Source organism: Nonomuraea sp. NPDC051298, assembly GCF_055586305.1.
Window position 1 is genome coordinate 162,597 of the sequence record NZ_JBVJIM010000006.1, and the last position, 20,116, is coordinate 182,712.

The 20,116-nt window shown below is 71.4% G+C and carries 18 protein-coding genes; 13 read left to right on the plus strand and 5 right to left on the minus strand.

Going from position 1 to position 20,116, the window contains the following annotated elements; all coding sequences use genetic code 11:
• Positions 1-19: 19 nt before the first annotated feature.
• Positions 20-367 carry a DUF6703 family protein gene (locus tag ACZ6S0_RS20325; RefSeq protein WP_465919689.1) on the minus strand — a complete coding sequence of 116 codons (348 nt, stop codon included), beginning with the start codon at positions 365-367 and terminating at the stop codon, positions 20-22.
• 59 nt (positions 368-426) lie between these two features.
• Here ACZ6S0_RS20325 and ACZ6S0_RS20330 point away from each other — a divergent pair, with 59 nt between their 5' ends.
• The 10 genes from ACZ6S0_RS20330 to ppdK all read left to right on the plus strand — a co-directional run bounded on the left by ACZ6S0_RS20330 (position 427) and on the right by ppdK (position 11,076).
• Positions 427-714, plus strand: coding sequence for an antibiotic biosynthesis monooxygenase family protein (locus ACZ6S0_RS20330; RefSeq protein WP_344892125.1), 288 nt, complete (start codon positions 427-429; stop codon positions 712-714).
• A gap of 94 nt (positions 715-808) precedes the next feature.
• A complete protein-coding gene (locus ACZ6S0_RS20335) occupies positions 809-2,194 on the plus strand; it encodes a glycine--tRNA ligase (protein ID WP_344892128.1) in 1,386 nt (461 codons plus the stop codon).
• 211 nt (positions 2,195-2,405) lie between these two features.
• The gene (locus tag ACZ6S0_RS20340; RefSeq protein ID WP_344892131.1) at positions 2,406-2,552 is read left to right on the plus strand and encodes a hypothetical protein; all 147 of its coding nucleotides are present in this window, start codon (positions 2,406-2,408) and stop codon (positions 2,550-2,552) included.
• Positions 2,549-3,532 (plus strand): AAA family ATPase, encoded by a 984-nt coding sequence (locus tag ACZ6S0_RS20345; RefSeq protein ID WP_465919694.1) that lies wholly within the window; start codon positions 2,549-2,551, stop codon positions 3,530-3,532. The genes ACZ6S0_RS20340 and ACZ6S0_RS20345 overlap by 4 nt, the downstream gene beginning before the upstream one ends.
• Entirely contained in the window at positions 3,529-4,482 is a 954-nt protein-coding gene (locus ACZ6S0_RS20350) for a DUF58 domain-containing protein (protein ID WP_465919696.1), read from the plus strand. The genes ACZ6S0_RS20345 and ACZ6S0_RS20350 overlap by 4 nt, the downstream gene beginning before the upstream one ends.
• Positions 4,479-5,423, plus strand: coding sequence for a VWA domain-containing protein (locus ACZ6S0_RS20355; protein ID WP_465919699.1), 945 nt, complete (start codon positions 4,479-4,481; stop codon positions 5,421-5,423). The genes ACZ6S0_RS20350 and ACZ6S0_RS20355 overlap by 4 nt, the downstream gene beginning before the upstream one ends.
• The gene (locus ACZ6S0_RS20360) at positions 5,402-6,310 is read left to right on the plus strand and encodes a S1C family serine protease (RefSeq protein WP_465919701.1); all 909 of its coding nucleotides are present in this window, start codon (positions 5,402-5,404) and stop codon (positions 6,308-6,310) included. Before ACZ6S0_RS20355 ends, ACZ6S0_RS20360 begins: the two co-directional genes overlap by 22 nt.
• A 24-nt stretch (positions 6,311-6,334) precedes the next feature.
• Positions 6,335-7,003: a response regulator transcription factor gene (locus tag ACZ6S0_RS20365; RefSeq protein ID WP_465919703.1), complete on the plus strand. Its 669-nt coding sequence runs from the start codon at positions 6,335-6,337 to the stop codon at positions 7,001-7,003.
• The gene (locus tag ACZ6S0_RS20370; protein WP_465919705.1) at positions 7,000-8,169 is read left to right on the plus strand and encodes a HAMP domain-containing sensor histidine kinase; all 1,170 of its coding nucleotides are present in this window, start codon (positions 7,000-7,002) and stop codon (positions 8,167-8,169) included. The genes ACZ6S0_RS20365 and ACZ6S0_RS20370 overlap by 4 nt, the downstream gene beginning before the upstream one ends.
• Positions 8,170-8,442: 273 nt before the next feature.
• Positions 8,443-11,076 (plus strand): pyruvate, phosphate dikinase, encoded by a 2,634-nt coding sequence (gene ppdK, locus ACZ6S0_RS20375; protein WP_465919708.1) that lies wholly within the window; start codon positions 8,443-8,445, stop codon positions 11,074-11,076.
• Between the two features lie 112 nt (positions 11,077-11,188).
• On the opposite strand, the gene ACZ6S0_RS20380 is transcribed toward ppdK, so the two are convergent.
• From ACZ6S0_RS20380 to ACZ6S0_RS20390, 3 genes are all read right to left on the minus strand, one after another.
• Positions 11,189-11,731 (minus strand): GNAT family N-acetyltransferase, encoded by a 543-nt coding sequence (locus ACZ6S0_RS20380; protein ID WP_465919710.1) that lies wholly within the window; start codon positions 11,729-11,731, stop codon positions 11,189-11,191.
• Positions 11,732-11,828: 97 nt separating this feature from the next.
• Positions 11,829-12,587, minus strand: a complete 759-nt coding sequence (locus tag ACZ6S0_RS20385; RefSeq protein WP_465919712.1) for a protein-L-isoaspartate O-methyltransferase family protein — start codon at positions 12,585-12,587, stop codon at positions 11,829-11,831.
• Positions 12,588-12,857: 270 nt separating this feature from the next.
• Positions 12,858-14,357: a M48 family metallopeptidase gene (locus ACZ6S0_RS20390; protein WP_465919715.1), complete on the minus strand. Its 1,500-nt coding sequence runs from the start codon at positions 14,355-14,357 to the stop codon at positions 12,858-12,860.
• Between the two features lie 79 nt (positions 14,358-14,436).
• Between ACZ6S0_RS20390 and ACZ6S0_RS20395 the strand changes: the two genes are divergently transcribed.
• Positions 14,437-15,657, plus strand: a complete 1,221-nt coding sequence (locus ACZ6S0_RS20395; protein WP_465919717.1) for a deoxyguanosinetriphosphate triphosphohydrolase — start codon at positions 14,437-14,439, stop codon at positions 15,655-15,657.
• A gap of 77 nt (positions 15,658-15,734) precedes the next feature.
• A complete protein-coding gene (locus tag ACZ6S0_RS20400; RefSeq protein ID WP_465919719.1) occupies positions 15,735-16,892 on the plus strand; it encodes an NAD(P)/FAD-dependent oxidoreductase in 1,158 nt (385 codons plus the stop codon).
• Here ACZ6S0_RS20400 and ACZ6S0_RS20405 read toward each other — a convergent pair.
• Complete coding sequence (locus tag ACZ6S0_RS20405) at positions 16,858-17,766, minus strand: M23 family metallopeptidase (protein WP_465919721.1); 909 nt, start codon at positions 17,764-17,766, stop codon at positions 16,858-16,860. The genes ACZ6S0_RS20400 and ACZ6S0_RS20405 overlap by 35 nt on opposite strands.
• A 225-nt stretch (positions 17,767-17,991) precedes the next feature.
• Between ACZ6S0_RS20405 and dnaG the strand changes: the two genes are divergently transcribed.
• Complete coding sequence (gene dnaG / locus ACZ6S0_RS20410) at positions 17,992-19,836, plus strand: DNA primase (protein WP_465919722.1); 1,845 nt, start codon at positions 17,992-17,994, stop codon at positions 19,834-19,836.
• The last annotated feature ends 280 nt before the right edge of the window (positions 19,837-20,116 follow it).

Here is a 20,116-nt window from a genome sequence, read left to right on the forward strand (position 1 = left end):
CAGCAGCCCTTCAGCGCGCCTAGAAGGCGCCGAAGCGGGTCGCCGCGAGCAGGACGAGGAACGTCAGCATGGCGACCCGCAGCAGCCTGCCCGCGACGCCCAGCGACGGCCACGACAGGTAGGCCAGCCACCCCACGAACGCGATCACCGGCAGCACCGCCACGCCGCCCAGCGGATTGGCCACGGCGAACCCCGCCAGCAGCAGGATCACCAGCACGGCGGGCGCCACCCACCGGGGCACCTGCGTGAACAGGAACGCCATCGGCACCGCGCTGCGCTGCTCGACCGCCTTGCGCAGGCCGGTCGCGCCCGGCGTGAAGAACTGCTCGCCCTGGGGCAGCGGGCGGCGCTTGTTGTCAGGGGCCACGTGACAGAGCCTACGGGAGTTCGCACGTCTTGTGCGGTGTACGCCTCTAGGCTGGTCGGGTGCTCGCCGTGATCCGATACACCGTTCCAGAGTCCCAGTCCCAAGACTTCGTCAAGCAGGGCCACACGATCCTTGACACGTTCGCCTCGCAGCCCGGCTATCTGCGCGGCAGACTCGCCCGCTCGGTCGACGAGCCCAACCTCTGGGCGCTGGTCACGGAGTGGGAGGGCGCCGGCTTCTACCGCCGGGCGCTGTCGGCCGCGCGGATGGTGATGTATCCGCTCATGATTCTCATGCTCAACGAGCCCAGCGCGTTCGAGGACGTCTACACGCGGGACGGGGCGTAGCATTTACTCGCGCGCGAGAGCGGGTGACCGTCCCCTAAGCTGGGATCTCACCAATTTCCCTCGCCGACCTCCAGCCGGAAAGAGAATCAACCACATGGCACGACGCACCGACGTCATGGACACCATCGTCAGCCTCGCCAAGCGCCGCGGGCTCGTTTACCCGTCGAGCGAGATCTACGGCGGACTGCGCGCGTCGTGGGACTACGGTCCACTGGGTGTCGAGCTGAAGAACAACGTCAAGCGGCAGTGGTGGCTGTCGATGGTCCAGTCGCGCGACGACGTGGTGGGCCTCGACTCCTCCGTGGTCCTCGCGCCCGAGGTGTGGCGGGCCAGCGGCCACGTCGACACCTTCACCGACCCGCTGACCGAGTGCCTGTCCTGCCACAAGCGCTTCCGCGCCGACCACCTGATCGAGGCGTACGAGGAGAAGAACGGCAAGGTGCCCGAGGGCGGCCTGGCCGACATCACCTGCCCCAACTGCGGCAACAAGGGCACCTTCACCGAGCCCCGGCAGTTCAGCGGCCTGCTGAAGACCTTCCTCGGCCCGGTCGAGGACGAGTCGGGCCTGGCCTACCTGCGGCCCGAGACCGCGCAGGGCATCTTCATCAACTACCTCAACGTGCAGCAGTCGGCCCGCAAGAAGATCCCGTTCGGCATCGGCCAGATCGGCAAGTCGTTCCGCAACGAGATCACCCCGGGCAACTTCATCTTCCGCACGCGTGAGTTCGAGCAGATGGAGATGGAGTTCTTCGTCAAGCCGGGCACCGACGAGGAGTGGCACCAATACTGGATCGACGAGCGCTTCCGCTGGTACTCCGACCTCGGCATCAACAAGGACAACCTGCGCCTCTACGAGCACCCGAAGGACAAGCTGTCCCACTACGCCAAGCGCACGGTCGACGTCGAGTACCGCTTCAACTTCACCGGCTCGGAGTGGGGTGAGCTGGAGGGCATCGCCAACCGCACCGACTTCGACCTCACCGCCCACTCCAAGGCGTCCGGCGCCGACCTCAGCTTCTTCGAGCAGGACAGCGGGGAGCGCTACATCCCCTACGTCATCGAGCCCGCGGCCGGTGTCGACCGCGCCACGCTGACCTTCCTGCTCGACGCCTACAGCGAGGACGAGGCGCCCAACGCCAAGGGCGTCATGGAGAAGCGCACGGTCATGCGGCTCGACCACCGGCTCGCGCCGGTCAAGGCCGCGGTGCTGCCGCTGTCGCGCAACGCCGACCTGTCGCCGAAGGCCCGCGACCTGGCCGCCCAGCTCCGCCGCCGGTGGAACGTCGAGTTCGACGACGCGGGCGCGATCGGCCGCCGTTACCGCCGCCAGGACGAGATCGGCACGCCGTTCTGCATCACCGTCGACTTCGACACGCTCGAGGACCAGGCGGTGACGATCCGCGAGCGCGACTCGATGGGTCAGGAGCGCATCTCCATCGACGGCGTGGAGTCCTACCTGCGCCAGCACCTCAACGACTGAGCCTCACGAGGCGCCCGACGGGCCGTCCACCGGTGTCACGGTGGGCGGCCCGTTCGCGTGCCCGCACGTCCGCGGGCGGCCGTTTCGCGTGGAGGACCGGGGGCGATACCAACCGAAAAATCGTGTAAAGGCGGCGGTTACGCGGGCTTTCGCGGTCGCTTGATGACATGCGTCCTAAGCCGATACGGCTCATACGAGGGACGAGGAATTCATGCGCACATCACGTTTCGCTCTGGTGTTGCTCGCCGCCGCCGCGGTGCTCATGACGGGCAGTGCCGCGTTCGCCGACCCGGAGCCGACCGCTCTGGAACTGCGCGTGGTCGTGGACGACTGCCACCACGGAAGTGTCCAGCCATGACCGACCCGGCACTGCTCGAAAGGGCCCTGTTCGAGGTCAAGCGGGTGATCGTCGGGCAGGACCACATGGTCGAGCGGCTGCTCGTGGCGGTGCTCGCCAAGGGGCACTGCCTGCTCGAAGGCGTCCCAGGCATCGCCAAGACGCTGGCCGCCGAGACCATGGCCACGGTGGTCGGGGGGACGTTCGCCCGCATCCAGTTCACCCCGGACCTGGTGCCGTCCGACATCATCGGCACCCGGATCTACCGGCCCTCCACCGAGTCGTTCGACGTCGAGCTGGGGCCGGTCATGGTCAACCTGCTGCTCGCCGACGAGATCAACCGGGCGCCGGCGAAGGTGCAGTCCGCCCTGCTGGAGATCATGGCCGAGCGGCAGGTCAGCATCGGCGGCGTCACCCACCAGGTGCCCAGGCCGTTCCTGGTGCTGGCCACCCAGAACCCGATCGAGTCGGAGGGCGTCTACCACCTGCCTGAGGCGCAGCGCGACCGCTTCCTCATGAAGATCGACGTGGACTATCCCAGCGAGTCGGAGGAGCTGGCGATCGTCTACCGGATGAGCGTGGACCCGCCCACGCCCCAGAGCATCCTCGGCCCGGCGCAGGTCGTCGCGCTGCAGCGCCGGGCCGAGGAGGTCTTCGTGCACCACGCGGTCGCCGAGTACGCCGTCCGCCTGGTCTACGCCACCCGCGACCCCGACCGCTACGGCGTCCAGGACGCGGGCCGGCTGCTGGCCTTCGGGGCCAGCCCCAGGGCCACGCTCGGCCTCCTCGCGGCCGGCCGGGCGCTGGCGCTCATGCGCGGCCGCGACTACGTGCTGCCCGAGGACGTACGGGACCTGGCGCACGACGTCATGGCGCACCGGCTGGTGCTCTCCTTCGACGCGCTGGCCGACGGGGTGCTGCCCAGGCAGATCGTGGACCGGGTGCTGGCCGCCGTGCCGCTGCCCGTCATCGCCCCCCAGCAGCAGGACGCCGTGGCATGAGGCCGTACCTGATGGCCGAGCCCGCGCTGCGCCGGCTTGAGCTGACGATCACCAGGAGGCTGGATGGACTGCTCCAGGGCGAACACCTCGGCCTGGTGCCAGGTCCGGGCAGCGAACCGGCGGAGTCCCGGCCGTACCAGCCGGGCGACGACGTGCGGCGGATGGACTGGAACGTCACCGCCCGCACCAACGAGCCGCACGTCCGGGACCTGGTCGCCGACCGGGAGCTGGAGATCTGGGCGCTGCTCGACGCCAGCGCGAGCATGGACTTCGGGACCGTGGCCATGGAGAAGCGGGAGCTGGCCGTGGCGGCCCTGGCCGCGGTCGGCTTCCTCACCCAGCGCACGGGCAACCGGATCGGCACCCACCTGCTGCACGGCGGCGGCGTCAGGACGCTGCCCGCCCGGACGGGCCGGCCGCACCTGATGGCGCTGTTGCAGGCCGCGTTCGCGCTGCCGCGCACCCCGCCGGGGGTGGCCGAGCCGCTGCTCGGCGTGGCGGCCGAGCAGCTCGGCCGGATGATGCGGCGGCGCGGGCTGGCCGTGGTCGTGTCGGACTTCCTCGACACCCCCGAGACCTGGGAGCTGCCGCTGCGCAGGCTCGTCGCCCGCCACCAGGTGCTCGCCGTGGAGGTGCTCGACCCGCGCGAGCTGACCCTGCCGGACGTGGGCATCCTCACGCTGATCGACCCGGAGACCGGGCGGCGGCGCGAGGTCGCCACCGGCAACGCCCGCCTGCGCCGCAGGTACGCCGAGGCCGCCGCCGCGCAGCGCGACGCCGTCGCGGGGGCGCTGCGCCGGGCCGGGGCCACCCATCTGCGGCTGCGTACCGACCGGGACTGGGTGCGCGACCTGGTCAAGCACGTCATGGCCCAGCGCCGCCTGGCCACGCTGGCCGCCAGTCCGTCCCGCCGCGGACGGGCGCCGAGCGGGGGAGGTGACGCGGCGTGAGCCTCCTCGCGCCCCTGTGGCTGCTGCTGCTCGTGCCGGTGGCCCTGCTGGCCGTCGCGTACGTGTTCATGGCCCTGCGCAGCCGGACCTCCTACGCGGTGCGCTTCACCAACCTCGACCTGCTCGACAAGGTGGCGCCGCGGCGGCCGGGATGGCGCAGGCACGTGCCGGCGGCGGCGCTGCTGCTCATGTTCGCCCTGCTGGTGGTGGGCTTCGCCCGGCCGACGGCCGAGGTGCAGGTGCCCAGGGAGCGGGCGACGATCATGGTGGCGTTCGACGTGTCGGCGTCCATGGGCGCGACCGACGTGGCGCCCAACCGGTTCGAGGCGGCCAAGCAGGCGGCCAGGCAGTTCGTCCAGGGGCTGCCGGAGCGGTTCAACCTGGGGCTGGTGTCGTTCTCAGGGGCGGCCTCGGTCGCCGTGCCGCCCACCACGGACCGGCAGACCGTGCTGGACGCGCTGGAGCGGCTCAGCACCGACTCGGGCACCGCCATCGGCGAGGCCGTCTTCACCTCGCTGGAGGCCATCGCCGCCCTCGACTCGGAGGAGGAGACGCCGCCCGCGCACATCGTGCTGCTGTCCGACGGTTCCAACACCACCGGCCGCACGGTGAACGACGCGGCGGCCGAGGCGACGTCCAGGGGCGTCCCGGTCACCACCATCGCCTACGGCACCCCGGACGGCGTCATCAGCCTGTCGGGCAGGGACGTCCCGGTGCCGGTGGACGGGCCCGCCCTGCGCGGCCTGGCCGAGGCGGCGGGCGGCGGCTTCTACGAGGCGGCCAGCGGCGACCAGTTGCAGGCGGTCTACGAGGACATCGGCACGTCGGTCGGCTACCGCACCGAGGTTCAGGAGGTCTGGCAGTGGTTCGTGGGGGCTGGGCTCATCTTCGCGCTGATCGCGGCGATGACGTCGATGTTGTGGTTCTCGAGGCTGCCATGAGGGGGCTGGGCAGGCCGAGCGGGCCGGAGTTCCGCACGCTGCCGGTGGGCGTCAGCCAGGAGGCCCCTGGGGACAACGGGACGCGTCCTCTGCAGGGCTTCGTCGTACCGGCCCCGAGCACGCCCACGAGCACTCCCACTCCCACTGGGCCGCCGCACCGGGGACGCGTCCTGGTCGCCGCCGCGCTCGTCGCGGCGCTCACCGGGGCGGCGGCGGGCGTGGCGGGGGCCCGGCTCTTCGAAGGGTCCGAGCCGGCCCCCGTCACGGCCCTGCCCAGGGCCGCGCCCGCGCCCGCGACCGGCCTGTCCGGGCTGAGCGCGACGGCGGCCCAGGTGCTGCCCAGCGTGGTCTCCGTGGAGACGCGCAACTCGGGCGGCTCGGGCTTCGTGGTGGACGCCCTCGGCCACATCCTCACCAACGCCCACGTGGTCAGCGGCAGCAGCCGGGTGACGGTGGTGCTCAACGACGGCAGCAGGCTGAGCGCCGACGTGATCGGCGCGGACGACGACGAGGACCTCGCCGTACTGGAGGTCGCCTACCCTGGGGAGCTGACACCCGCCACGCTCGGCAGGTCCTCCGACCTGTCCGTGGGCGACGAGGTGCTCGCCATCGGCTCCCCGCTGGGCCTGTCGGGCACCGTCACGGCCGGCATCGTCAGCGCCCTCGACCGGGAGGTGCGCCTCGGCGGCTCCCCGCGTACGGCGGTGCAGACCGACGCCTCCATCAACCCGGGCAACTCCGGCGGCCCCCTGGTGAACGCCCGTGGCGAGGTCGTCGGGGTCAACACCGCGATCGCGGCGAGCCGGGGCGGCGGCAACATCGGCATCGGCTTCGCCATCCCCATCGACCGGGCGGCGCCCGTCGCCGAACGGATCATTCGCGACTAGGTTCACCGAACTAGGGTTCAAGGCATGCGACTGCTTGTGGTGGAGGACGAGGAGGACCTGGTCGACGCGCTGCGCGTCGGCCTCGTCCGGGCGGGCTACGCGGTCGACGTCGCCTACGACGCGCCGTCCGCGCACGAGAAGGTGCAGGTCAACACCTACGACCTGGTCCTGCTCGACCTCAATCTGCCCGGCGGCGACGGGTTCCAGCTCTGCCGCACCGTACGCGCGGCGGGCCAGGGGGCGCGAATCATCATGGTGACCGCCCGCGACCGGCTCGACGACCGCGTGCGCGGCCTCGACGAGGGCGCCGACGACTACCTCGTCAAGCCGTTCGCCTTCCCCGAGCTGCTGGCCAGGGTGCGGGCGCTCCTGCGCAGGGACACCGGCGGCCGCACCTCCGTGCTCCAGGTGGGCGGGCTGCGCATCGACACGGCCCGGCTGGAGGTGTCGCTCGACGGCCGCTCGCTGGCGCTGACCCCCAAGGAGTACGGCGTGCTGCACTACCTGATGACCAGGCCGGGCCACGTCGTGTCGTCGGAGGAGCTGCTCGAACACGTCTGGGACGAGCACACCGACCCGTTCACCAGCACCGTGCGCGTCACGGTCGGCAACCTGCGCCGCAAGCTCCAGGAAGACGGCCTGATCGAGACCGTGATCAGCCGGGGCTACCGGCTCAAGGAGCCCTCGTCATGATCCACACCATCCGCTTCCGGATCACCGTGCTCTACTCGGGCCTGCTGTTCGTGCTGGCCGCGCTGGTGCTCGGCGGCATCTACTTCGCCGTCTCCAAGACCACCGACCAGCGCCCGGTCACGACCGAGTTCGCCAAGACCTACAGCGGCACCCAGTACCTGGGCAAGCGCGAGGTGGTCTTCGTCGAGGAGGTCGAGAACGCGGTCAACGTGGAGACGATGGCCACCCTGCGCAACTACTCGCTGCTCACGCTGGCCGGCCTGTACGTCGCCAGCCTGGGCATCGGCTGGGTGCTGGCCGGACGGGTGCTGCGTCCCGTGCGGTCGATCACGCGTACGACGGAGGAGATCCAGGCCACCGACCTGAAGCGGCGGATCATGCTGAGCGGCCCGCGCGACGAGCTGAAAGACCTGGCCGACACCATCGACACCATGCTCGACCGCCTGGAGTCGGCGTTCAGCGCCCAGCGCCAGCTCATCGACGACGCCTCGCACGAGCTGCGCAGCCCGCTGACCATCATCCGGGCCAACGTGGACGCCGTCCTGGCCGCCCCCGACGCCAGCGAGGACGAGCGCATCAGGGCCGTGGCCATCGTCGACCGGGCGACCACCCGCATGACCACGCTCGTGGAGGACCTGCTGGCCACCGCCCGACGGCAGGGCACCGCGTTCGCCGACGCCGACCTCGACCTGTCCAGGGTGGTGGGGGAGGCGTGCGAGGAGTACGCGACCCCGGCCGCCGCCCGGGGCGTGACGATCACCCGCGACCTGGGCCCCGGTCTGGAGATGACCGGCGACTCCGACGCGCTGCGCCGCTCGGTGGCGAACCTGCTCTCCAACGCCGTCCGCCTCTCGCCGCCCGGCGGCACGATCAGGGTGGCGGCGGGCCGGACGGACGGGTGGCTGTGGGCGGCGGTCCGCGACGACGGCCCCGGCCTGCGGGAGGCCGACCAGGAGCGGGTGTTCGACCGCTTCTGGCGCGCCGAGGGCAGCCGCAGGGACCGGCACACCGGTCTGGGCCTGGCGATCGTCCGGCAGATCGTGGAGTCGCACGGAGGGCGCGTGGCGGTGTTCTCGCGGCTCGGCGAGGGGGCCACGTTCGTGCTGTGGCTGCCGCCGCGCGACGGCGTGCCCGGCACGCCACCCGAGGACAGCCCTCTGCGCTGACCGCCCCGGCGCCGGGTGCCCTGGGCTTGGCGGGAGTGGCTACGGGCCCTTCCCGGGAGGGGTGTGATCTGATTCCGCGCCCGGTGCCCGCCTTTTCTCAAGAATTGGTGTAAACCAATTGGTCTAATCCAATTTTCCGCCATCGCCCGGATAATTGGATTAGACCTGTTCACCGCCCTTGACCAGCGCGGATGTCGACCCGAGTGGGGAGTGAAGTTTCGTCACCAATTCCGCCGGTAGAGTCCGGATCAGAGGCGTTCGATTGGAGCTGTGGTGGCCAAGTACGTTTACGATTTCACCGAGGGCGACAGGAATCTCAAGGACCTTCTCGGCGGTAAGGGAGCCAACCTCGCCGAAATGACCAACCTCGGGCTGCCCGTTCCCCCCGGGTTCACGATCACCACCGAGGCGTGCCGCCACTACCTGTCGGCGGGCTCCGTGCCGGACGGGCTGGACCGGGAGGTCGCCGGGCATCTGGCGGCGCTGGAGTCGCGGATGGGCAGGAAGCTCGGGCAGGCCGACGACCCGCTGCTGGTGAGTGTGCGCTCCGGGGCGAAGTTCTCCATGCCGGGGATGATGGAGACCGTACTCAACATCGGCCTCAACGACGAGTCGGTCCACGGCCTGGCCAAGCAGGCGGGCGGCAACGACCGGTTCGCCTGGGACTCCTACCGCAGGCTCATCCAGATGTTCGGCAAGACCGTCCTCGGCATCGACGGCGACCTGTTCGAGGACGCGCTCGAGGCGCTCAAGGGCCGCCGCCCCGACACCGGCCTCGACGCGGGCGAGCTGCAGCGGCTCGTGGAGACGTACAAGGGGATCGTCCGCGAGCAGACCGGCAGGGAGTTCCCCACCGACCCGCGCGAGCAGATGCGCCTGGCCGTCATGGCCGTCTTCGACTCCTGGAACGCCCCGCGCGCCATCCTCTACCGCCGCCAGGAACGCATCCCCGCCGACCTCGGCACCGCCGTCAACGTCATGGCCATGGTCTTCGGCAACTACGGCGACGACTCCGGCACCGGCGTGGCCTTCACCCGCGACCCCGGCTCCGGCCGGCAGGGCATCTACGGCGACTACCTGCAGAACGCCCAGGGCGAGGACGTGGTGGCCGGCATCCGCAACACGATCCCCCTGGAAGACCTCGAACGCATCGACCGGCCCTCCTACGACCAGCTCGTCTCCATCATGGAGACCCTGGAGAACCACTACCGCGACCTGTGCGACATCGAGTTCACGATCGAGCGCGGCACGTTGTGGATGTTGCAGACGCGGGTCGGCAAGCGTACGGCGGCGGCCGCCTTCCGCATCGCCACCCAGCTCGTCGACCAGGGCCTGATCACCATGGACGAGGCCGTCACCCGCGTCACCGGCGACCAGCTCGCCCAGCTCATGTTCCCCCGCTTCGACCACGGCGCGGAGAAGCGGAAGATCGCCAGGGGCATGAACGCCTCGCCCGGCGCCGCCGTCGGCAAGGTCGTCTTCTCCTCCGCGCGAGCCGTGGAGCTGGCCGGGCGGGGCGAGGACGTCATCCTCGTCCGCCGCGAGACCAACCCCGACGACCTGGCCGGCATGATCGCCGCCAGGGGCATCCTGACCAGCCGGGGCGGCAAGACCTCGCACGCCGCCGTGGTGGCGCGCGGGATGGGCAAGACGTGCGTGTGCGGGGCCGAGGAGCTGGAGGTCCTGACGGCCGAGCGGCGCTTCTCCGCCCCGGGCGGCGTGGTGGTCTCCGAGGGCGACGTCATCTCCATCGACGGCAGCACGGGCGAGGTCTTCCTCGGGGAGGTCCCGGTCGTCGACTCGGCCGTGGTCGAGTACTTCGAGGGCGCCGAGCCCGACGACGAACTCGTCAAGGCGGTGGACCGGGTCATGCGCCACGCGGACGGGGCCAGGCGCCTCGGCGTGCGGGCCAACGCCGACACCCCGGAGGACGCGGCCCGCGCCCGCCGCTTCGGCGCGCAGGGCATCGGGCTGTGTCGTACGGAGCACATGTTCCTCGGCGAGCGCCGCCGGCTGGTGGAGGAGCTGGTCCTGGCCGCCACGGACGAGGAGCGCCAGGTGGCCCTGGACGCCCTGGAGCCGCTCCAGAAGGCCGACTTCGTGGGCATCTTCCAGGCCATGAACGGCCACCCCGTCACCATCCGCCTGATCGACCCGCCCCTGCACGAGTTCCTGCCGGACCTCGTGGACCTTTCGGTCAAGGCGGCCACGCACGAGGCCACCGGCAAGGACCTCCGGCTTCTGGCCGCGGTCAAACGCCTGCACGAGCAGAACCCGATGCTGGGCCTGCGCGGCGTCCGTCTCGGGCTGGTGATCCCCGGTCTGTTCGCGATGCAGGTCAGGGCCATCGCCCAGGCGGCGGCCGAGGTGCCGGGCGCCCGGCCGGAGATCATGATCCCGCTGGTGGCGGCCGTGCAGGAGCTGGAGTCCGTACGTGAGGAGGCCGTCCAGATCCTCGCGCAGGAGGGTGTGGCGGCGCTGATCGGCACCATGATCGAGGTCCCCAGGGCGGCGCTCACGGCGGCCCAGATAGCCGAGGCCGCCGAGTTCTTCTCCTTCGGCACCAACGACCTGACCCAGATGGTGTGGGGCTTCTCCCGCGACGACGTCGAGTCGGCCTTCTTCTCCCGCTACCTGGACCTGGGCATCTTCGGCGTCTCCCCGTTCGAGACCCTCGACAGGGAGGGGGTGGGCCGGCTGATCGAGATCGCGGTGGCGGAGGGCAGGTCGGCCCGGCCGGACCTGCATCTGGGCATCTGCGGGGAGCACGGGGGAGACCCCGACTCGGTGCACTTCTGCCACGAGGCGGGCCTGGACTACGTGTCGTGCTCGCCGTTCAGGATCCCGGTGGCCCGCCTCGAGGCCGGCCGCGCCGCCCTCGCCGGGACCGGCTCCGACACCCGCTGACGGACGCCTGAGCCGCCCTGGACCGCGTGCTGGACGCGGGCAGGGCGGACGGGGCGGCCCAGGGGCGGCCCAGGGGCGGCACGGGGGGACTCGGCCCCTCCGCCGCCGGAGGTCACGCGGGCGTGGGCTCGTCGTCCCAGTCGGGCGGCGTCACCGTCCCCGACTGCCAGTCGCGCCGCAGGATGGCGTAGCCCACCGAGTCGTGCACGGTGCCGTCGGGCGCCGGCCAGGACTCCCGGTAGTGGGACTCCTTCACGTATCCGGTCCTGAGGAAGACCACCCGCATCGCGACGTTGTCCTTCCTGGTGCTCCCCTCGATCCGGGTGGTCTCGGGGAACTCCGTGAAGACGTAGGAGGTCAGCAGGCGCACCGCCGCCGTGCCCAGCCCGCGCCCCCGCCACGCCGTCCCGACGCGCAGGTCGAACATGGGCGTGCCGTCGGTGAGGTCGAACAGGCGCACCAGACCGGCCCGCTCCCCGTCGGCGAGCAGCCAGAACGTCCGGTTCTCCGCGTCGTCGTAGAGCCCTTCCGCGACCCGCCGCCGGATCGCCGCCGCGTCCTGGACCCCGGCGTGGAAGGGCCATTCCGCACCGGTCAGGAAGTCGACCAGCGCGTCGGTGTCGCCGGGGGTGAACCGCGAGAGCTGTATGGACATGGGGAGGATCATTCTCGGGCGCGGCGCACACGGTCAAACCATTTATGGTCGCACCATAATCACCTTTTACGCCGCACCATAACTGGGGGCGGATCTCCTACAGAGAGCGGCCCTCCCTCCGGCCCGCCGTCGCCGCGTGCCGCGACAGATCGTCCCCGCCGACGATCACCGCGCCCGGCCGGGTCTGCGCGAGCCAGGAGTCGGGCACGGTGAAGGGGGCGAGCACCCGGTCGTACGGGGCCCGCTCGGGGCAGCCGCGCGCCAGGTCACCCATCACCAGGTACGGCCGCACCCCGGCGGCGGCCAGGTTGCGTCCGGCCGCCGAGGCCACCACCGCGTCGGACTCGACCGACGTCACGCTGCCCGAGTCGCCCGTCAACCGGCACAGCAGCGCGGTGATCCACCCGCTGCCCGTGCCCACCTCCAGCACCCGCAGCCCCGGACGGGGATCGAGCAGCTCCAGCAGGTCGACGACGCGGCTGGGCGCGGGGTTGAGGCACGTGTACACGCCGGCGCCGGGGCCCTCGCCGGGCGGTACGGGGACCTGCTGCGGGCCGAACGGCGTGGCGACCCGCGTGGTGACCGGTGTGGCGATCGGCGCGGCCGAGTAGACGGCGTCCCACCAGGTCTGCGGATCGACCTCCCGGTCGATCGGCGTCGCGTCGCCGTGGTCGTCGAGCGCCAGCCCCTGATCGGGGACGAACCAGTGGCGCGGCACCTTCCGCAACGCCTGCTCGATGGCCCCGCTGGCCCGCGGCCGTCGCTCGGCGATGCCCGCGATCATCCCCTCCAGTCGCCACGCGATGTGCGGCAGCGTCGCCGAGCCCTTCCTGGTGCCACCGTCCTGCCTGCTCACAGCGCCTCCTCTGGGCGGAGAATGCTCAGGGTGACCGTAAAGCCACAGACGGCGACCTGGCAAGATGCTTGGGAAAAACCGGCCTACCTGGACGTGATCGTTTTTCGCGTCGGGCACGGCTGGACGGGTCGGCGCGGGGCGGCCCACCGGCCGGGCCAGGGCGGGAACCGGGGGCAGGGCGAAGGCAGCGCCGAGGACAGGGCCGAGGACAGGGCCGAAGACAGCGCCGACGACAGGGCCGAAGGGCCGAGGGCAGGGCCGAGGACAGGGTCAGCGGACCCCGGCCGGGCTGGGCTCCTCCAGAGGCACGTAGTCGTGGCGCATCCCGTGGTCACCCAGCCACTGCCGCAGGCCCGTCACCGCCGCCGGGTTGGCGGCCACCTGGGCCGCGTACTCGGTCAGCGCCACCTCCTCCCCGTCGTCGAACAGCAGCCGCGCGGGCCCCGACCACGACAGCGTCCACCTGGCCTGGCCGAGCTGGATCAGCACCGCCTCCAGCGCCTGCACCAGCACCCCGGACAGCAGCGTGCCGGACGGGTTCCAGCCCTGCTCGCGCAGCCTGGCCTCCAGCTCCGCCTGCCGCCCCCTGGCGATGGCCTCGAACGCCGCGTCCAGGTACGGCCGCGTCGCCCCCATGACCTGCTGCCCCGCCACCGCCAGGTCGCGCAGGGCGTCGGCGTTGCGGCCGGCGTACATGCCCTCCGCCACCAGCTCCTCCCACGACACCGGGCGCAGCGTCGTCAGGGCGTCCTGCGTCCACATCGACTGCTCCACGGCCTGCACCGCCACGTTGGGGTCGGCCAGCAGCGTCAGGGCCGAGCGCGGGTCGGGGACGTGCTGCGGCTCCGGCAGTTGCTCGATCGCGGCCAGGCGCTCGGCCAGGCTCGGGTGCGAGTCGTACGGGGAGACCTCCTCCGGCTGCTCGTTCAGCTTGGCGATCTCCGCCTGCCGGCCGGGGTCGCTCATCAGCGCGTGGAACCCGCCGAACACCCCCGCCGGCCTGACCCCGCCCCTGCCCGTCATGACCAGGTAGTTGCCGACGAACACGTCCCAGCCGGCCGCGGTGGCGTGGATCTTGCGCAGCGCGCCCGCCATGGCCTGCCGGCCGCCGATCGCCACGGCGAACCGGTCGGCCTCCAGCTCCTGCCTGCGCGAGACGGCCTGCGAGACCCGGAGGTAGAGCTTGGCGTACCAGGTGAACACCCGCTGGACGAACGGGTGGTCGCGCAGGCCCTGGACGGTGGCGATGAGCGAGACCCGGCCCCGGTAGACCGGCGCGCCCAGGCGGGTGTGCGCGCCGCTGTAGTGGCCCAGCTCGTGCCCGAGGACCGCCCGCATCTCGTCCACGGTCAGCGTCTGCAACAGTGGCAGCCCGATGTACATGCGCCGCCGCGTCGCCCTCAGCCCCAGGAGCCGCGTGTCCTCCGACACGGCCGCGTTCACCTCGGCGACCAGGCGGATCTCGTCCGGCGGGGCCGTACGCACGCGCTGGGCCAGCTCCTCGACCGTCTGCCACAACAGCGGCTCGTGCTCGCGCCCGACCGCCACGCCCGGCTGCTCGCCGCCGGAGAGGCGGCTGACCATGATCAGCGCCCGCACGAGCGCGGCCGCGGCCAGCGAGAGCGCGATCGCGTACTGGAGGAGGTTGGTCTGGAACCGGACGAGGATCAGCACGTCGAGGAAGATCGCGGCCGCCAGGATGAGGCCGACCAGCACGTAGAAGCCGGCGAGCAGGGTAAAGGCCAGCACCGCTCGGAACGCTGTCGTCATGGAGGAGGGCTCCCGGGGAATGGTTCTCGCGAGGCTCGACACTAGCGGAGACCTGAAACTGGATAAAATCACATCACTTATGCCGTACTACGACGAGCACGACCAGGAACGTTGGGTTCCGGAACCTCCCGGCAATCCTGAACGTTCCGCGTTCGGACGCGACCGGGCCCGGGTGCTGCACAGCGCCGCACTGCGCAGGCTGGCCGCGAAGACGCAGGTCGTAGGCCCGGGGGAGACCCTCGGCGGTGGCCAGCACATCCCGCGCACCCGGCTGACCCACTCGCTCGAATGCGCCCAGGTGGGCCGCGAGATGGGCGCCGTGCTCGGCGTCGACCCCGACCTGGTGGAGACCGCCTGCCTGGCCCATGACCTGGGGCATCCGCCGTTCGGGCACAACGGCGAGGTGGCGCTCAACGCGCTGTCGGCCTCGTGCGGCGGCTTCGAGGGCAACGCGCAGAGCCTGCGCCTGCTCACCAGGCTGGAGGCCAAGGTGCTCACCGAGGACGGCCGCAGCGCCGGCCTCAACCTGACCCGCGCCGCCCTCGACGCCTCGATCAAATATCCGTGGACGTGCCGCACCTCGCCCAAGTTCGGCGTGTACGACGACGACCTGCCGGTGTTCTCCTGGATCAGGGACGGCGCCCCGGACGGCAGGGTGAGCTTCGAGGCGCAGATCATGGACTGGGCCGACGACGTCGCCTACTCCGTGCACGACCTGGAGGACGCCCTGCACATGGGCCACGTCATCCCCGAGGCCCTCCAGTCGCCCGTCGAGCGCGCCCAGGTGTGCGAGACCGCCCGCACCTGGTACGCCCCCGGCGCCGAGCTGAACGAGCTGGAGGAGGTCTTCGCCCGGCTGATCGCCACCCCGCTCTGGCCGCGCCGCTTCGAGGCCACGCTCGCCGACCTCGCCGGGCTCAAGGCGCTCACCAGCGGCCTCATCGGCCACTTCTGCAGGTCCGCGCAGGCCGCCACCAAGGAGGTGTACGGCTCCCGCCACCGCGCCGACCTCGTCGTGCCCCACACCACGCGGCTGGAGTGCGCGCTGCTCAAGGGCGTCACCGCCCACTACGTGATGACGACGGCGGACCACAACGCCAACCAGGCCAGGCAGCGCGAGCTGATCACCGAGCTGGCCTCCCTGATCACGCTGGGCGCGCCGGGCACCCTGGAGCCCGCGTTCCGGCCCGCGTTCCTGGGGGCGCGCGACGACGCCGCCCGCGTCCGCGTGGTGATCGACCAGATCGCCTCGCTCACCGACACCTCGGCCGTGGCCTGGCACCGCAGGCTCTCCCGCTGACCAAAGCTTCATCAACGAACCCGGTCGCGTGCCGCGACCGCCTTTTCCGACGACCTCGCGGGGCGGATACTGCGCCCATGGCCACATATGTGATCGTCGGCGCGGGACTGGCCGGGGCGAAGGCGGCCCAGACCCTGCGCGAGGAAGGCTTCGACGGCGAGATCGTGCTGATCGGCGCGGAGACCGAACGGCCCTACGAGCGACCGCCCCTGTCGAAGGACTACTTGCTGGGCAGGAGCGCGCGGGACGACATCTTCGTCCACGCCCCCGACTGGTACGCGGACCACGGGGTGGACCTCCGGCTCGGCACGCGGGTCACCCGCATCGAGCTCGAGCACCACCTGGTCAGGCTCGGTGACGGGTCGCGCCAGCCGTACGACAAGCTGCTGGTCGCGACGGGAGCCGTGCCCAGACGGCTGCCCGGCCCCGCGTACTACCTGCGTACCGTGGAGGACAGCGAGGCGATCGCGCGGCGCTTCGCGGAGGGTTCGTCGGTGCTGGTCGTGGGCGCGTCCTGGATCGGGCTGGAGACCGCGGCGGCGGCGCGGGCGGCCGGGTGCGAGGTCACCGTGGTCGAGCCCGAGCCCACCGCGCTCAACCGGGCGCTCGGCAGGGAGCTGGGCGAGCTGTTCGCCCGCCTGCACGCGCGCAAGGGCGTGGACCTGCGCTTCGGCACGGCCGCCGCGGAGATCACCGACACCGGCGTGCGGCTCAGCTCGGGCGAGCGGCTGAGCGCCGACCTGGTCGTGGCCGGCATCGGCGCCGCGCCCGAGGTGGGGCTCGCCCGCGACGCCGGCCTCGACGTCGGCCAGGGCATCCTCACCGACGCCGCGCTGCGCACCTCGCACCCCGACGTGTACGCGGCCGGCGATGTGGCGGAGTCCTTCCACCCCCTGTACGGCCGCCGCATCCGCGTCGAGCACTGGGCCAACGCCCTGCACGGCGGCCCCGCCGCGGCCCGGTCGATGCTCGGCCAGGAGGTGGTCTACGACCGGCTCCCGTACTTCTACACCGACCAGTACGAGCTGGGCATGGAGTTCTCCGGCGACATCGAGGGCCACGACGAGATCGTCTACCGCGGCGACCCCGAGAGCCTGGAGTTCATCGCCTACTGGCTGCGCGGCGGCCGGGTGATCGCCGGCATGAACGTCAACACCTGGGACGTCGTGGACGACATCCAGCAGCTCATCAGGTCGGGCGTCACGGTGGACCCAAAGGAGCTATCGTCGGGTTGAGCGTGATCACCTCGTCGGTCTTCCTCGGCTTCGGTGTCTTGCTCGGCTGGGGAGCCTGCCTCGAGGCGCAGAGCACGGTGCAGCGCGGCGTCTCACCCAGCTTGCCGCGCAGCGCCAGCGTCTCGTCCCGGGGCGAGAGCGTCCTGTTGCCCGTCTGCCAGGCGTCGAGATAGTCCCACGGCTCGACCATGCCGCGGCGCACCCACCAGTAGGCCGGGCCGGTCTTCCACGAGATGGCGAAGTAGAGGTTCGGCCCGGTGTCGCGGGCGTTGCCGGTGCGGCCCACCCGGCCGAGCACCTGGCCCGCCTTGACGCGCACGCCCGGCCTGACGCCGTCGGCGATCGAGTCGAGGTGGCCGCCTAGGTAGCGGACGCCGTCGTCGCCGACGATCGTGACGAACCTGCCCTCGCGGTCGGCCCCCGCGTCGGTGCTCGGCCGCCACCGGTTCTGCACGTTCACCTCGTCGACGACGCCGCCGATGGGCGCCACGAACGCGCAGCCCTGACCGGCCCAGATCGTCGTCTTGGGCAGCACGAGCAGCTTGCGCTGGTAGGTGGTCTCACAGCCCTTCACGGGGAAGGTGTAGGCGTACTTCGACAGCTTCGGCGGCGGGACCGCGATCGGGTCGTCGCCCCTGGGCGGCAGCTCGGCCGCCTGGTGCTCGGGGGTCGGGACCGGGCTCGGGTCCAGGGCTGCGCCCGCCTCGGTGCCCGCCTGGGTGCCCGCCTGAGCGTCCGCTTGGGTGCCCGCCGCCGGGGTGGTGGCGGGGGGCTGTGCGCCGACCCCGGCCAGGCCGGTGGCCTGGCTGCAGGCACCGGTCAGCAGGACGGCGCCCATGATGGCCGCCCATCGTACGATTAGCCCCGATCGCATGATCTCCACCCGTGTCACCGTTTCCACCGACAACCTTTACCTTTGTAGCCGACCGGGAGCCCCTACATTGCCGCTTTCCTCCTTTAGCAACCTGGAGGTAACCGTGGCCTTCCTCCCCGATTCTCGGGCCGGGGACACCCGTTCACGCACCGGGGGCGCCTGTTCCCATGCCGAGGGCGCCCGCGAGGAGCGGAACCGTCGGTGGGGCGGAATAGACTTCCCGGCGTGGCTGGCCGGATCCGTGATGTCGACATCGCACTCGTACGCGAGCGTTCCCCCATCGCCGACGTGATCGGCGAGCACATCCAGTTGCGCAACGCCGGAGGGGGCAACCTCAAGGGGTTGTGCCCGTTCCACGATGAGAAGTCGCCGTCGTTCAACGTCACGCCCGAGCGCGGCATGTACTTCTGCTTCGGCTGTTCCGAGGGCGGCGACGTGATCACGTTCGTCGAGAAGATCGAGCACCTGTCGTTCGGCGAGGCCGTCGAGCGGCTGGCGCAGCGGGCCGGCATCCAGCTCCAGTACGAGCAGGGCGGCTACGTCCCCCGGCGCGACCACGGCGAGCGGGCCCGGCTGATCGAGGCGCACCGGGCGGCGGCCGAGTTCTACTCCGGCAAGCTGATGGCCCCCGACGCGGCGGCCGGGCGGCGCTTCCTGTCGGAGCGCGGCTTCGAGCGGGCCGACGCCGAGACGTTCGGCGTCGGCTACGCGCCCGCCGAGTGGGACTCGTTGAGCCGCCACCTGATGGGGCGCGGGTTCAGCGCCGACGAGCTGGTGAAGGGCGGGCTGGCCAAGGAGGGGCGGCGAGGGCCCATCGACCGGTTCCGCGGGCGGTTGATCTGGCCCATCAGGGACGCCACGGGCGATGTGATCGGTTTCGGCGCACGAAAGTTGCTCGATTCCGATGACGGGCCAAAATATCTGAACACGCCTGACTCCCCGCTTTACAAGAAGAGCCAGGTGCTCTACGGAATCGATCTTGCGAAACGCGAGATCTCCAAGCGTTCTCAGGCCGTGATCGTCGAGGGATACACCGATGTGATGGCCTGCCATCTCGCAGGTGTGCCGACCGCCGTGGCCACCTGCGGCACCTCGTTCGGCGAGGAGCACATCAAGATCCTGCGCCGGTTCCTGCTCGACCAGGCCGAGTTCAGGGGCGAGGTCATCTTCACCTTCGACGGCGACGCGGCGGGCCAGCGGGCGGCGCTGCGGGCGTTCGCCGACGAGCAGAAGTTCGTCACGCAGACCTACGTCGCGGTGCAGAGCGACGGGCTCGACCCGTGCGACCTGCGCATCAAGCAGGGCGACGCGGCCGTGCGCGACCTGATCGCCAGCCGTGAGCCGCTGTTCCAGTTCGCGATCAGGAGCACGATCTCCCGCTACGACCTGGGCACCAACGAAGGCAAGATCGCCGCCCTCGACGCCGCCGCGCCCATCGTGGCCGGCATCAAGGACGTCGGGCTGCGCAAGCGCTACGCCATCGACCTCGACCGGTGGCTGGGGTTCATGGACGAGCGGTTCGTCATGCAGCGCATCGCCGAGGCGTCCGGCGCCCTGCAGGGCCGCCGCCGGCGCGCGCCCAGGGCGGCGCCGGTCGATCCGAGCGTGCGGGTGGAGATCGAGCTGCTCAAGCTGGCCGTGCAGCGCCCCGCGCTGCTGGGGCCCCAGTTCGACGCGCTCGGCCCGCAGGCGTTCACCCTCACCGACCACATCGCGCTGCACCAGGTCATCACCGCCGCCGGGGGCCTGGCCGCGGCCGGGCACGGCGGGCGCGAGTGGGTCGATCTGCTGCTGGAGCACGCGCACGAGGAGGGGGCGCGGGCGCTGGTGACCCGGTTCGCGGTGGAGCCGTTCCAGGCGGACGCCGAGGTCGAGCAGCGTTACGCGACGGCGATCCTGGCCAGGGTGGAGACGATGGCGGTCGACCGGGCGATCGCCCAGGTCAAGGCCAGGTTGCAGCGGATCAACCCGGTCGAGGAAGACCAGGAGCACCGCAGGCTCTTCGGCGAGCTGCTCGGGTTGGAGCGGCAGCGGAAGGTGCTGCTGGAGCGCGCCTCGGGCAGCCTGTGACCCGCTGACGACCGGCCCGCAGACGGCCCGCCGCCGCGCCGCCTCGTCGGGGCCGCGGTGACGGATGCCGTCCGGGCCCCTGTGACGGGCTTGTGGCGGGGCCGGTTGGTAACAGTTCGGCCGCGAACGCGAGCCCCGAACCAGGGCGGTCGACCAGGAAACCTGACGCGGTCCACCGTGCGACAAAGCGGCAGGACAACGCCTCGCAGGCAGCGAAAAGGGTGCGTCCGGCGTGACGGCGATGCCGGACGCGTGAATGCAGACCGCGTAATTGACTTTA